Here is a 14717-nt window from a genome sequence, read left to right on the forward strand (position 1 = left end):
ATGCTCGAACACCATTTTCGGCACATCATCGACTCCCAGACCGGAGCATTCTCCCACACCGCCAACCCCCACCGCCTCGATAAATCAGCGGGCTCCTAGCAGTTCCCAGCGGACAGCGTGGTACTCGGTCGGCCCATCCACGTTGAGCCTGAAATGAATCGGCAACGCCCCCGCTGAGGCCATACACTCCTGGTAGAAGGCGCGGACCGAGTCATGCTCGAACACGCTGCGCGTCAGGAGCCGCGAGTACTCTTCGTCGCTCCGGAGCCGTCGTAGCGCCGCGATGTCGACGGTGACCGGAGCGGACCGGGGATATCGCGACCTGTCGACGCCGTTCTTCGTAAAGCGAAGACTGACGTCGAACGATTTCTGGATCTCATCCCACACGAGTCCGAACTCGAAATCGGCCTCCATGACCGCCATCAGGTGCCTCCCACGCTGGAGACTTACATTGACAATCCAATGGTCACCCCTGGACCGACGCAAGGCACGAGTAGCAGACTACTCGATTGCCCACGGCGGGCCCGGGCATTCCGCCGAGGTCACCCGCGCGACTGAGGTAGTCGGCTATTCCAAACACGCGGTCTGCACACAAGGATGGCGGTCCAGACACCCGGTTCCGCAGCACCCCTGGGTGCGCGTTCGGCTGCTCGGCCATCCGGGTTCACGGCCTCGACTCGGACTCCCGACACAAGGGAACCGCACGCTCCCGCAGCTCTCCGGCGGATACTTCTTGGTTCCCACCATGGCGTCCTTCCTCGGTCTCCACGATCAAACCTAGGTTCGGACGTCTCCGGAGAAACGGGGAGGCTCAGGGACCGCTAGGGGGCCGCGGGCCGGGGTGCGGTCGCAGGTCAGCCGGGTCAGGGCCCACCGCCAGGCGGTGATGCCCCGGCCGACCAGCACGCCGAGCCCGAGCGGGAACGCGCGAGCACGTTCGTGCAGGGCGGCGTGACGGAGCTGTTCGTACCGGGTGTCGAGCGGGCCTGTGTCCCGGTCGGCGTCCGGGGACTGCGGGTTCTCCCGCTGCTCGAAGGCGGGTGAGTCAGCGGCTTTTGGAGTGCTCCCGGATGCGGGCCACCGCTCGCTCGACGGAGCGGGGGTGCACGCGCACACCGAACCGCTGCTCGATCGGCTCGACCAGGTCGGCCGGTTTCAGTGCGGGATCGCCGGCGAGCTGCTGCTCGGCCCAGGCCAGGATCTCGCCGGTGAGCTTGTGCCCGGCGCGGGGGCCGGGCTTGGCGGCGACCAGCCCGTCCAGTCCGCCCTCGGCCAGCGCGGCGGCCGCCTGGTAGTAGGTCGCCGTGCAATCATGGTGTCACAGAAGAATCGACGGACCCGAAGGTCGATCATGACCGGATGTCCACCGGTCGCGGTGTCGGCCAGCTGTCGGCGGTACCGAGAATGCACGCGAGCGGACTCACCATCACAGCGCGAACACCGTCCCCGGTCGCCCTTCGGCGCTGCGGCAATACGGATCGTCGAACCGACCCGACGAACCCCCGCGACAACAACACCAACCAGGTGAGGCAGCAATGCCCGCACACTCTCGAAATCACACGCCGACGAACCTCACCCGCCGCAGGTCAGCGCACCGTGGCGACACGCCCAACACCTTCACGAAAAGTGCGCCAGATCCAATTTCAACGAGCGCCGTCATTTTTCGTCCTGACTACGCAGAGACGATGGCGGCCATCCCCACGTGCCATCGCACGGTATGGGTCGGCGAGCCGGATCGACGAGCGAGGCCGCGCTTCTTCCTTTGACATCCGAGCCGACCTTCGAAGGAGGCGATCCACGCACTTTGCGGGTGGATCGGTGGTGGCGGATGCTCGAACGAGGACGGGATGACCTGCACCTACAGCAGGACCACCGCGGCCGCGATGAGCAGCATCAGTGCCGCGATAAGACCCCGTTGGTGTGTAATGTGTCATGACTCGTCCGTGTCGAGGAGGTCGAGCGGGACGCGGTTGCGGTGGCTGATCTCCCACCGGCCGGCCTCGAGGTCGTCGAGGAGGTCGCGGCACTGCTGATCGGTGCTCACGTCCATGCCTTGTCCGATCACGTTGACCGGGCCGCGGATTCCGTTCCGCCAGTCGATGACCGTGTAGACGAACTCACCGGTGATGGCGAAGTCGCCGAGGGATGACACTGCCACTCAGAGCAATAGAGCCGAAAAGGGGCCACCGCTCCACCCACGACTGCTGGGATCCTTCTGCCTGTTCAGTTGACGGTGATGCGGACCTTCGCGAAGGCAGCGGTATGGTCGCGCATCAGGATCGCAGTGTTGTTGGACGACGATCGTTCTGGCGTGTCAGTGGTGACGATCCAGCCGAGGAAGTACTGGCCGGCCGGGACGGTGTTCGGTACTCGCACGTTGAGCGAACCGCTCCACCAGCTCGTAAATGTATTCCAGGTGAACGAGGCTATCTCGTGATCGTTGGCGGTGATCGCCTCGTTCGTTGACAAGTAGAACTTCAAACGGACGTTCTGGGCAGCGACATTGCCCCGGTTCTCCAGATGAACGAAGTTGAGGGTGGCGACATCGCCGCGGCGGACCGTCTCGCTTGATATGCGGGTCGTGACTAGGTTGCCGGCGGCACCTGGGTTGTCGTGCGCCTGTGACCAGGTCGCCATGTCTGTGAACTGGGCAATATCCCAAGTTCCAGCGCCGATGTTGCTGTTCACCCATTGCAACATGGCCCGTACCCCCTGATGGTCATCCCGCCTGGAGTACCACAGGGAGGAATAGTTGGGGGGTTGCCGGAACGTGCCCGGGTATAGCAGGGCCATCCGCGCGGTCTCATGGTTGAGCGTCAGGGCATGCCCGAACTCGTGAGTCAGCGACTTGCGGAACTGGTCCTCATTTCCGGCGATAGCCGGGTTAATGAGGATGTCGGTCTCGCGGACTCGATTGTTGCTGTCCACCCACCTGTAGCAGACACCGTTGGCCGAGAGCACGTCCCAAGTGTCGTAGCCCCCGGCGGTCATCTGTGCATTTGACAAGACCCCGACGTTGTTCTGGTTGTTGTTGGCTACAGGCAATCGGTTGCGAATCGGCTGGCCGTCGGATGTGGTGATCTTGTACGCGAACAGGCCGAGATTGTTGTTGACAAGGGTGTTCCAACTCCCGCGACAGTGGTTGGTCCAGGCCCAATTGTCGTCTCTAGGCATGAAATGAAAGTGACTCTGGAAAGCGGTGACGTGGCTGCCCATGAGAACCGCTCGGGCAGGGTCCTCGCTCACGGTGCCACGCGCCGACTCCTGACTCGGCTCCTCAATGTCCGCTGGCGGCTGTCTTTCCAGCGGTGGGGCCGCAGGAGGATCCTCGTCACCTTCCAACGCGGGCCGAACACCTTCCGAGGATGAAGGCTGATTATTACCAGACCGGAGAAACTGCACGACCGCTTGCAGGCTCAGCGCTCCCTGTCGCGCGATGGGGGACGCCTCCGGATGCGCAGGCAACGGCGCCGACGCCTCGTCGGGAGGGCCCTCCATCGGCTCCACAGGCCTCACCACCGCCGGCACATAGCGAAGCGCCTCGTAGGTCGGCGCGGCCTGAGCGAGGGGAAGACCCTCGCGGCTTTCCACCAGAACCCGGCCGGAGGCGTCGGCCACGACATCGCCATCGCCGTGGACCTGGAAGACCTGCCGAAGCCACAAATCTTCTCCGACAAGGTCGGCGAAAACTACGTAGCGTCCGCCTGGGATCAATTTGAACGAATTCTCGGTCGAGACGCTCGAGCCGTCTGGATATACGCCCCCCGTGTCTCTGATGGTGACGTACTCGCCCGCCGAGTTCCCGCGAACCACCTCGTTGACTCTGAACACATAGCTGGTCCTGAGCACGTGCAGTCCGTCCGGTGTGTACCGGACGCCATCAGCGAGGCTAACGTCGGCGACAAGATCTGACGACCGAAACTGGTCTGAGGTGCCCGGATCCCGGGCATCCCCACTTGGAACATCTTTAGCGGCTTGGACATCCTCCACGCGATCGACCTGGTCAGCTTCATTGGCACCTTCACTGCTCATCTCAAAGCGAGACATGCTTAGCTCCGTTCACTGGTATTCCGGATATCAGAAATGTGGCAGACCGGCTCGGCGAGCATCCTGTCGACGAGTTCCTGTTCGTCCTCGAAAGTTGTTTGTGGAAGCAAACATTGACACCGGATGGACCAGCATTTCCACTTCTGTCAGACCTAGCATGTGCCCATAGCGTCTAGGCATCACGGGTAGTCGACTACTCGTGTCTGCCGGTGCTCTGATACGAAGACCTGCACAGGGTGCAGTCCTGGGTCGGACAGCCGGAGGAAGTTTCACCCCCGGCTACTCGACCCCCTGCTCACCGACTTCCACCCACTTCGACCTCACCGACACGGTAATAACCCTGGAGAACTTCGTGACGTCGACCGCTCGGCAGAACTCGGTGAATGCCCGCTCGGTGCTGGTGACCATGAGCTCGCGCAGCCCGTCGGGATCGCTGACGTTGCGATCGTCTGGGTGGCCGTCTTCTCACGCGCCAGTTCGCCGCCCGGCTCGATCAGCCACCATTTCACGCCCGTCTTGGCGGTTGTGTGGTGGTGACCACTATCTCCAAGGTCACCTCAATCGGGGCGGGTTTGATCCGCAGAGTCCGATGCTGCCCGTTGAGTTCGTAGGGGAACTGTCCCGCCCGCACCGCGTGAATCAACTCGGCAAGCTCGGCTTCCATGCCGCCTGCACGACGAAACTCTCCCAGACCGAAAGACAGGTAGCCGACTACTCACGTCAGCCCTCGCGCACAGTGCCAGTGTTCTAACCAAGCACAAGAACATGTGGTGGGGAGTTCCGATGCAAGCAACAACTAGCGACGCGTCAGGATCCAGGAGACCGATGTCCCTGGCTATGACGGCCGCGGCACTTGTACTGTCGGTAGCAGCTCTCGGCGCCTGCAGGGGCAATTCCGAACTCCTGCCCTGCACAGTAGAGCACCACGAACTCTCGCCACAAGCCATCCAGATCGTCCCCGACAGGTGCGTACTACCCAGCCTCCACACACCGCAAGAACCCCACTACCGCTACGGGATGAGCAGTACCACCGACACTGCTGATCGCCGACTTCGCGAAGGGTCATCAACTCTGGTTCCGGTCACTCCTTATGTACAAGCGACATCAGGCGACACTAATCGGTTTACCCTATGAATTTTCGCAGGGTCCTCACTCGGCCGTCATTGGCAAATCAGGCTGGTACACAACCTAACCCGAACCTCGTGAAATTAGAGGAATCAGGATAGTTCAGTCTCATACGTCCGCTCCCGTCCAGGCAGTGACCGCGCTGCCCCGATGGCGGGCCGATCTGTGCACACGTGCACGCCCGTCGCTTGTGACGGTGGTAGAGACCAGCTCGAGCGTGCGCTGCGCACCGGCGTCAGGGAAGACCGTCTTTCCGCCACCGCACATCAGAGGCACGATCATGAGCTGGAGCGCGTCGACGTGCCCTTCACGCAATGACCAATAGTAGGAGCCGTTACGGCGCGATATCTTGCCGGCCGAATACCAGTTCGTGCATCCCCGCGCCTGGAGTGAAGGCACCCGGTTGCATTTGAGGGGGCGTGCGTCAGTGAAGATCCTGTGTCGGCGCGCCAATGAACGTAGCCATCCGCCCCATCAATCCCGGAGGCCGCGACGGTGACACGCCGGAAGCTAGGCCAAGTCGGATCTTCGTAGCCACCCATGGCATCGATGTCGGATTCAGCACACTTGGCGGAACGTACATTCGTGTGCGCCCGCTCCGCGAAGTCGAGTAGACGACTACCCCGCACCACCGCAAGCCTCCGCAACAGACTGAATGCATGAGAAATCCATTCAACCGCGCGAGCGGGCGTTGCGGCGCCGGTGCCGCGATTCGCTGGCCCAGCGGCTCCGTGGCGCCGGTGTTCCGATTTCCAATTGTGCGAAACCTCTACATGAGGAGGAAACCCTGGCACCGAGACTCGAGCGCGCCGAGTCAAACCACTCCGTGGGCACCCACTCGGGACCGCAACGCATCGGAGTGCAGATCATGAACGGCAGGACCGCAAGACACGCACGCAATCAGTTCCGGCCAGTACCCACTACCGATCAGTACTCAACTCGAGAGCAGATGGTTGACATGGAAGCACCAACACACTCACATGCGGCCGTTATCGGCGGCGGCATCGGCGGCCTCCTTGCCGCCCGGGTGCTCAGCGAGCGCTTCGACCGGGTGACCGTCGTCGAACGCGACGGGTTGCCCGATGCCCCCATCGCGAGACGCTGTGTTCCACAAGCCCGTCACGCTCACGCCTTGACCGCACGAGGCAGAACGGCAATAGAAGAGCTGTTCCCCGGCTTCACCCACGACCTCGTCGGCTTCGGGGCCCCCACCGGCGATCTGCAATCGGACTTCCGATGGGTCTTCGACGGACACCGATGGGCCAAAGGCACTTCGGGAGTTCACCTGCTGCTCGCCAGCCGGCCCCTGGTCGAATGGCATCTCCGCAACCTGGTGTGTGCCCTACCCAACGTGGAGATCATTGGCCACTGCGTCGCCACCGGCATCATCACCGACCCCCGACGGCACGCCGTCACCGGACTCGCCCTGAGCGGCAGATCTAACCGAATCGCCGATGACTCCCTCGACGCCGATCTGATCGTGGACGCGTCGGGCCGAAGCTCCCAGAGTCAGGGATGGCTCGAACCGCTCGGTTATCCCCGACCGGAGGAAGAGAAACTGTCCATCCACCTCGCGTACGCAACCCGCCGCTACCGGCGCGAACCATCCCAGATCGACGGCGACCTCGGCATCGGAGTCGGCAGCCTCCCCACACTTCCGCGAGGAGGCCTCGCCCTGGCGCAGGAGAATGACAGCTGGATCATCACCCTCGCCGGATACGGTGACGACGAACCGCCCCTGGATGCAGAGGGGTTCGCCGCGTTTGCGGCATCATGTCCCGCACCCGACCTCGGGGAGTTGATCTCGGAAGCCGAATCGATCGACGACGGTGTCCGCTACCGCGTTCCCACCACGGTGCGCCGACACTTCGACGCCGCCCAACTACCCAGTGGATACGTTCCCTTCGGCGACACCATCTGTAGCTTCAACCCCGTCTATGGACAGGGAATGAGCGTCGCGGCACTCGAATCACTCATCCTGCGGGACTGCCTTGTCACCGACCACCGACAGGCAACCGACCGGTTCCTGCGCGCGATACGACCGATCCTCGATCAAGCCTGGGAGACGTCCTGCAACACAGATCTCCGCATGCCCTTCATCGAGGGCAAGCGCACCGCACGCGCACGGGCCACCAATGCCTACATCGCACGCGTGCACCGAGCCGCCGCGACCGACCCCCACGTCGGGAACGCATTCCTTCGAGTGATCAGTCTCCTCGACCCCCCTACCTCACTCGTCAGGCCATCAACCCTTACCCGCGTACTCTGGGCGAATCGTTTACCGCGCCAAGCGAACACGCCCACATCTCGACCTACCGACAGCGTCCCCCTGGATGCTGCTTCGACCAACGCCGAAACTGGAACTTGAACCTCCTGCTTTGACCAGGCGCTCACCGAACCGGCGTGGAAGTGCACGCTGACGGCGAACGTCACCGCCAAGGTGACCCGGAATCCGTGGACCTACGGTGTCATCTTCCGCAGTCACTCCCCGGACGGTGCCACGGCCGACTACGGACGTAGACCCGCATTACCTTACTCACGGCCGTTCACAGAAGGGCTACGGTCGCCAGACCCGGTATGGCTCCTTGCCCCACACGCATGATCCGGGGGTGGTGTCGCCGGGTGTCGTCGACGGACCGCTGATAGGGACCCTGCCCAAGCACGTTGCCGCCGCCCTGTCCAGCGGTCACACCAGCTTGTCGCATACCACACGGAATCACCACGGGCAGGGCGAGAGTGACTCTTCCGTACCGTTGTGAAATGTCACGTACACCGAATCCGCGTAACCAGCTACGCAGGTCACCATCACAGACTCCTGGCAGGGTAGTCGGCAACCACCCCACTTGGTCTGGACACCACTAGCACAGGCGCACCATACGAGCGACTGACAGGAATGCGCCTCCGACGAAGGAAGAACCATGCACGGCCTCCAACAGCTCATCGGAGGACTCCTACTTGTCAACCTGCTATGGGCAACACCCGCCGCCGCTCAACCGACCGCTCCAATCCCTCCGACCGAGTCGGCACCTAATCCCTCCACGACCACGGTGCCGACCACAGCGCCCGAACTTTCGCAGCCAGACCCCGAGGGTCATAGAGAGGTGGCCACCGGCGAGATCGGTCCGCTTCTTGCACTAACACCGAATCGAGGTGCCGTCGGCACCAACGTCACTGCCTCTATCGTCTGTAACGACGACGTCAGCAGTTCCGTGCTCACTATCGCTGTCGGAGGCGCTAACGTCCAGCTGTCCATCACGCCGTCAATCAGCGGGATTCCTTTGCCCGCCTACTCCGGAACCTTCATCGTCCCCGACATCGCACCAGCCGCCTACACCGCCTCGGTGTGCGGTGCGTCCGCGCCCTTCACCGTGCTCGAACCACCCGAACCCCCCAAACCAATCCTCACAGTGGACCCCGCCCAAGGCCGACCCGGCAGTGAGGTGGTGTTCACTGCCAGCAATTTGCCTCGCTGCCGTGCCGGTTGGACAGTGGGAATCGATCAGTACACGCTCGACACGATCAGCTCCGACAGCGTGCTCGAATACCGCGGCAGAGTTCCCGCACTGGACGCCGGCCACTACACCGCCTCGGTCACATGCAGCGCCCCAGGCAACACAGTTTCCGCTGAAACAGCATTCGAAGCTCTCACCTCGCCGAGCCCTCCCACTTCGACTCCGAGTCCCACTCGCATCTCTACTCAGACCACCAAGACGACGCCCCCCACGACATCTTCCGTCGCGCCAACAACAGCACCGCCCCCATCAAGTGGCAACCCACCCGACCCGTACACAACGACGAAGGCTACGCACGTAACACTAACCGTCCCGACCTCAGGCAGGGCATCTACTCCGCCGAGCACATCGACGCCGCCAGATGCGGATAGCCCTCCTCCTGTGGCGCTGCTCGCCGCAATCGCCCTTGTCTCCACGGGCACAATCACGCTCGCACGGGCCAGAGCGCGCACCCGCAAAGCCCGTCGCTGGGTCAACGACCACGTTCACGCACGCGAGCGATCAGGGCCAACCTCAATCCACTTCCAACCCTCAAACCAGGAGATACGTGGGCCGTCGCTGCGGCTCGAGACCCGCACCGACACGGGAAACCAAATCTTCAAGGAGGACCATCGTGACCGAAACTGAGCGGCGACGACGCCCCACACTGCGAATCACAGCGTTCGGAGGGAACCTCGACTCCGAACTACTCGAGCGAATGAGGAACCACCTACCATCGAGTGGAATTACCACTACGAGCATGCTCGATTCCTCCCCACTGCCTCGGTCGGCACTCCGAATCGCGGACAACCGGATCCTCTCCACAGCCCTGCGATTCCTCGACCAGGACGCCACTCTTCTACTTCTGGCAGGAATCAAACGCATTCGCGCACTGACCGACGCGGCCCGGGACACCCGGGACGCTCCAGGAGATGAAATCGTCGTGACCCTGATCCACCCGTACTCGATCACATCCAACCATCGACCAGAGGTAACCCTGTTCGTCGACGAAAGCGAGGTCGCGAAGATACCATTTGACCTGAACGCCACATTCAGCATGGGCGAGACGGCAGTGGCGGTGCGAGACGGTGCGATCGAGTCCGTGCACTGCGAAACTGGCAAGCTCACAGTCGAACTGTCTCTACATGACTGCCCGCCGTTACTGCACGGATCCGCCGCATTCCCACTACAACAGCAGATTCGGCCACCGATCACAATCCCAGCGGCCGCAGATGGACGCCCCTTCATACGGCAGCGCGGCCTCACATACGAGGCCGGAGCCCGTCGCCGTCGTGACACCCGCACGACCTGACGCCGTTCAGCGGCGCAGCCAACGTCGCAGCAATCAGGGCAGCCACCCATGAAGGGAGGTGGCGGGCAATCCGGCGCCCGTCGCCAATTGGCACCAGGCGACGTTGCCGCATCGGCGAAAACCGGCGGGCATCAACACCGTGTGGACGAACACACCGGCCACAACCACTCAGCCCGCACTCCATATCCGCCCCACGATCTCGATCAGCCACGACCGTTCGCCCAGCCACGGAAAAGCAGACCGGCACCAGATCAGGGTCATCAATCGAACGCCTGACAGTTCCATTCGAATGCTGCCCACCAATACCTATCAGGTAGCACACTACTTACCCATCCTTCACTTGGTGATGCCAGACTGAACACGTCGCCAATGACGATGCATCGCCATCATTGAACCCATCCTCCTGGAGTTGTGTGCCATGCCTGCGAATAATCTGCGGATCGCGTCGTACAACGTGGAGAATCTCTTCTCCCGGCCGCGCGCGATGAGTGCCCCGCCCGATGTCGCCACCAACGCCCTCGAAGCGCACGCGAGGATCAACCTGCTCTTCGAGCACGAAACGTACACGGACGCCGACAAAGCGGAGATCCTCGACCACCTCTCGACGCTTCGACTTGTACTCGACGACGGCGACCCGAGCCGCAAAGACACGTATGCTGTCCTACGCCGTATACGCGGACAACTCCTCAAGCGTCCCCGCGGCGGCGGTGAAGACGACGTCATTGTGGTTGCCGAAGGACGCGGCGACTGGGTCGGCTGGGTGGACCTGATCAAGGATCGCATCGACGCCAGCGCCATCACCCACACCGCGCGAGTATTCACCGAAATTGCAGCCGATATAGTCGGCGTCGTCGAGGCAGAAGACCGCATCACGCTGGCACGATTCAGCGACAGCCTTATCCGTGACAACGCCGACCGACCGCGCTACCCACACATCATGCTGATCGACGGAAACGACACACGCGGCATCGATGTCGGCGTCCTGTCGACCGACCAATATCCGATTGGCGGCATCCGCTCCCACATCGACGACGGACCAATCGGCAACCCCATCTTCAGCCGCGATTGCCCCGAGTACCAATTCACCTTCCCTGCCGGCAGCAGTCTTGCCGGCCAACCGCTGGTCATCCTGATCAACCACTTGAAGAGCAAGTTCGGCGGAAACGACTCCAGCAGTTCCAAGCGCCGTCGCAAGCAAGCCGAAGCAGTCGCTCAAATCTACAAGAACCTCCGTGACCGCGGCGTCGAGCACATCGCAGTCCTGGGTGATCTGAATGACACCCCCGACAGCGATCCCCTCGAACCGCTCCTTCACAGCACCGACCTCACTGACATCTCCAAGGCGACTCCCTTCGACGACGGAGATCCCGACGAAGAGCGTCCCGGCACCTTCGGTAACGGCACCAAATCCGACAAGATCGACTACCTCCTGCTCTCACCCAGCCTCTTCGAACGCACCACCGGTGGCGGCATCTTCCGAAAAGGAGTCTGGGGCGGCAAGAACGGCACCCTCTTCCCGCACTTCGACACCATTACGAGCAAGGTCAATGCCGCCTCCGACCACGCTGCTCTCTACGCCGACATCGACATCAGCTGACCGCGTCATTGGTGCCACGCGAACCCCTCATCAAATGGGAAAGGTGAAGCGGCAACGCTCCTCGCGACGCACCGAGCATCGCCGAACTTCGCCTTCGGTTCGAACGGTAACGAGAGCAGCGAGCCGGAGGGGGGTGTGTCGCAGGACCACACGCAGGTAGTAGCGAAACACCCGTGCACGTTCCGCGAGGCCGAGGACCTGATACTGAGCGCCGCGTGTCTCCCAAGGGACGCGCAGCTGGGGTGACGAATTCGGGCAGCGGCAAGCTCGCCCTGCCTATCGGGCGCGGCCCAATGGCCGTTTCCGATCCAGGTAGTCGAGTACCCATCATTACTCCTCTTAAGCGGAGTTACCTTTTAATGCATCTGCTTCACAACGTATTTCGACCAAGGGAGTGATCACCCCACCACTATTTCGACGCACACCGACGCACCACACCGGGAGGACTCACGTGAATGATGGGCTGCCGCCGGACGCTGTACCTCCAGAGACGAAGCTGCTCGACAAGCACCCAACCCTGCGTGGTCATGTTTCGTCCCTTCCAGAATACAACGAATGGCGACGTGGCTTGAACACCGTCACGGTGGACGCGATCACCTATTACGTTCGGGGCGGAGACATGCTCAAGGATGAAGACCAAATCATGACGGAGTGGATCAGAAGCATTCACCCGGAATTTCTAGCCGATGAAGAGGAATGACCAATGATCGCCACGAATGGACACACCCCCCGCAATGCTGACGCATCAGCCGTCGATCCCGATCTGTTCGACCAATTGAAGAATCAGTTGAAACGGGTAAAGATCGACGAGGACGACACCGAGTACTGGCGTGTCGAATCGGACTATCTGATGGACGAAGATCAACTCTTCATCTACAGCCAGCAGCGTGCCGCCGCGAACGCTCAGCGAAAGGCAAATGCACTGGCCGAGGCGTCCCCGTCCGGCAACGTCCTGACACCAATCCGAGACAACGTCCAAAGCCTCGTCGGAATTCTTCAGCACGGCAAAATCATCCGTTGGAATGCTGGCACCGTGCTGACCTACTGCGTCCTCCGGCGGACATTCCCCAAGCAGGCATGGTACGACGAGACGGTAGCGACCATGAAGCAGGCCACCGCCGACTGGCAAGCGACGTGCGGTATCTCCTTCTCGCACCAAACCGATCTGGACAATTCCGAGGGGGTCAGGCCACAAGGTGTGGTGTTCCCAGTACGGTTCATCGATGCCGGCGGCGAGTTCATCGCTGCGGCGTTCTTCCCCCACGATCCCCCAGACCGCAGAAGAGTTCTCATCGACCCGTCCTACTTCTCGACCAACTTCGACCACGTTGGAGTGCTCCGGCACGAACTCGGGCATGTACTCGGATTCCGGCACGAACACATCCAGTCTGGAGCGCCACCGATCTGTCCGGACGAAGACACCACGGACACGTTCGACCTGACAAACTACGACCCTCGATCAGTGATGCACTACTTCTGCGGCGGGGCCGGCAGGCGAGAGCTGACCATCAGCGACGCCGACCGAATCGGAAGCCAATCGGTCTACGGGCCACCGCTGTCGAACTTCGATTTGATGGATCCGTAGCGAAACTCGGAGACCGCCCCACCTCACCGCGTCATCCAAATGGGTCAGTCGAAGCGGGACACCTTGATCGTAGGACCCACTCCAAGGCCTCAAACACGAAAGCCAGGACACCAAAACAGCAACGAGTAAGCAGGACCGTGACGCACGCTACTCAGCGTGCTTACGATCTGCATCGCATTCACAGATCAATCCTTGATCGAGATGTACGCGCTATTTTCACCAGGCGCACACGCGAACTACGCGGCCGTAGGTCTGCTCGTTGCGCTGGCGCCCCTCGGCGCTGGCTCTCAGCTGGGCTTTCCTCTCGGAGTGCCCAAGTCAGCGTCGACCCAATTGCTCACCTCCCTCACAACAATGAGTGGAGCGGCCGATCGCGTTACACGCCACGGTCGAACAGAGCCTGGCCGGGGTCCGCGACGTCGCCGTAGAGGCGACTGCGCAGCTCTGCGTGCGCGGCTGGACCGGTGATGACGAGCTCGCCGACCAAATCGACGCCGCTTTTGGGTGTCGCCGCGGCACCGATGCTCCGCCCTCTCGCGGTCGGCCTCGACGAACTCACCTCGATGCTCGAAGGCGACGCAGTCCACGGGTCGGCCGGATGACCGTCCGGAGGGGAGGATCGTGGCCGGCTAAGGTGGCCGACGACCCCTTCGACGAAGAAATCGACGAGCCCGATCGCTGGTTGTCCGTCAAGTATGTCGGATTCCGCAGCGTCTACCGGGGCATGGAGTTGTTCATCAGCCCCGTTGTCGACCCCAATCTCGGCGACCGGCTCCACATCGCGATCTCGGGCGCGGTGCGTTTCGCCGCTTCAAGGATGGGCTCCCGCGGTCGCCCGAACAGTCCCTTGATACCAGTTGTTCTCCGAGGAACGCAGACGTGGTCACGCACGCGCAGGGCTCGCCGACCGCGGTCACCGAGCGCGACTCTCATACGACATCGGATAGTCCATAATGCGCCCGCGTAGACCAGTCGGCCATAGGAACCGACGGCCTTACCGGCCCGATAGGCCACCATCCAGAAGCTGTTGGACCCCAGCAAGGTCTACCGAATCATCGCGGGGGTCCGCCTCTCGAGTTGGCCGGACAACAGGTCCGCGTGATTTCATGAACACCTGCAGACCAGAGATCATCTGGGGAATCCCAGCCGCCCGGCTCGTCAGAAAGCCGGGACCGGTTCGGGCATCATCGAATACGAAGCCGACTCGCGGTTGCCCACGCAGACTGCAGCGCCGCATCGACGTGGGCGAGCGCGGCCCGCGCATCGCGGATCTGCGCCGCGACAACCGCCACCAGAGCATCCGGCTCGGCTGACGAGGCATCTCCTTCAATTCGCAGACCATGTCGCGCGTCCGGCCAGTCCCCGACTTCCGCCCTCACGCGCAGGAGTCGGCGCTGTAGTGCGTGAACCATCTCTTCTAGGTCCTGCGCATTCTCGCGATAGGTCGCCGTCGGGTCGGCCATGATGGCAATCCTCCTCCAAACAAGAAGCCAGCGGTTCGAGACAGGACCATCCCGCACACGCCTACTCACCAGCAGAATGAAGGGTCGAATCGGGCGA

13 protein-coding genes are annotated in these 14717 nt (G+C 62.2%); 5 read left to right on the forward strand and 8 right to left on the reverse strand.

Features of this window, described 5'->3' with window-relative positions:
• Positions 1-84 precede the first annotated feature (84 nt).
• From P3H15_RS42360 to P3H15_RS55905, 6 genes are all read right to left on the reverse strand, one after another.
• A complete protein-coding gene (locus P3H15_RS42360) occupies positions 85-423 on the reverse strand; it encodes a hypothetical protein (protein ID WP_276142752.1) in 339 nt (112 codons plus the stop codon).
• Positions 424-777: 354 nt separating this feature from the next.
• Positions 778-1116 (reverse strand): hypothetical protein, encoded by a 339-nt coding sequence (locus P3H15_RS42365; protein WP_276142753.1) that lies wholly within the window; start codon positions 1114-1116, stop codon positions 778-780.
• A 39-nt stretch (positions 1117-1155) separates the two neighbouring features.
• The gene (locus tag P3H15_RS42370; protein ID WP_346348840.1) at positions 1156-1545 is read right to left on the reverse strand and encodes a transposase family protein; all 390 of its coding nucleotides are present in this window, start codon (positions 1543-1545) and stop codon (positions 1156-1158) included.
• Between the two features lie 385 nt (positions 1546-1930).
• On the reverse strand, positions 1931-2158 hold the full coding sequence (locus P3H15_RS42375) for a hypothetical protein (RefSeq protein ID WP_276142755.1): 228 nt from the start codon (positions 2156-2158) through the stop codon (positions 1931-1933).
• A gap of 65 nt (positions 2159-2223) precedes the next feature.
• Positions 2224-4047 (reverse strand): hypothetical protein, encoded by a 1824-nt coding sequence (locus P3H15_RS42380; RefSeq protein ID WP_276142756.1) that lies wholly within the window; start codon positions 4045-4047, stop codon positions 2224-2226.
• A 1233-nt stretch (positions 4048-5280) separates the two neighbouring features.
• A complete protein-coding gene (locus P3H15_RS55905; RefSeq protein ID WP_369426228.1) occupies positions 5281-5454 on the reverse strand; it encodes a hypothetical protein in 174 nt (57 codons plus the stop codon).
• A gap of 676 nt (positions 5455-6130) precedes the next feature.
• Here P3H15_RS55905 and P3H15_RS42385 point away from each other — a divergent pair.
• Positions 6131-7540 carry an NAD(P)/FAD-dependent oxidoreductase gene (locus P3H15_RS42385; protein WP_276142757.1) on the forward strand — a complete coding sequence of 470 codons (1410 nt, stop codon included), beginning with the start codon at positions 6131-6133 and terminating at the stop codon, positions 7538-7540.
• Between the two features lie 2760 nt (positions 7541-10300).
• Here P3H15_RS42385 and P3H15_RS42390 read toward each other — a convergent pair.
• Positions 10301-10573: a hypothetical protein gene (locus P3H15_RS42390; protein ID WP_276142758.1), complete on the reverse strand. Its 273-nt coding sequence runs from the start codon at positions 10571-10573 to the stop codon at positions 10301-10303.
• A gap of 126 nt (positions 10574-10699) precedes the next feature.
• Here P3H15_RS42390 and P3H15_RS42395 point away from each other — a divergent pair, with 126 nt between their 5' ends.
• The 4 genes from P3H15_RS42395 to P3H15_RS42410 all read left to right on the forward strand — a co-directional run bounded on the left by P3H15_RS42395 (position 10700) and on the right by P3H15_RS42410 (position 13759).
• The gene (locus tag P3H15_RS42395) at positions 10700-11572 is read left to right on the forward strand and encodes an endonuclease/exonuclease/phosphatase family protein (protein WP_276142759.1); all 873 of its coding nucleotides are present in this window, start codon (positions 10700-10702) and stop codon (positions 11570-11572) included.
• 451 nt (positions 11573-12023) lie between these two features.
• Positions 12024-12272: a hypothetical protein gene (locus P3H15_RS42400; protein WP_276142760.1), complete on the forward strand. Its 249-nt coding sequence runs from the start codon at positions 12024-12026 to the stop codon at positions 12270-12272.
• A gap of 3 nt (positions 12273-12275) precedes the next feature.
• Positions 12276-13157: a hypothetical protein gene (locus P3H15_RS42405; protein WP_276142761.1), complete on the forward strand. Its 882-nt coding sequence runs from the start codon at positions 12276-12278 to the stop codon at positions 13155-13157.
• Positions 13158-13624: 467 nt separating this feature from the next.
• Positions 13625-13759 carry a hypothetical protein gene (locus P3H15_RS42410; RefSeq protein WP_276142762.1) on the forward strand — a complete coding sequence of 45 codons (135 nt, stop codon included), beginning with the start codon at positions 13625-13627 and terminating at the stop codon, positions 13757-13759.
• A 582-nt stretch (positions 13760-14341) separates the two neighbouring features.
• Here P3H15_RS42410 and P3H15_RS42415 read toward each other — a convergent pair.
• Positions 14342-14620: a hypothetical protein gene (locus P3H15_RS42415; protein ID WP_276142763.1), complete on the reverse strand. Its 279-nt coding sequence runs from the start codon at positions 14618-14620 to the stop codon at positions 14342-14344.
• Positions 14621-14717 lie beyond the last annotated feature (97 nt).

Source organism: Rhodococcus sp. T2V, assembly GCF_029269925.1.
GTDB classification, from domain to species: Bacteria; Actinomycetota; Actinomycetes; order Mycobacteriales; family Mycobacteriaceae; genus Rhodococcus_F; species Rhodococcus_F koreensis.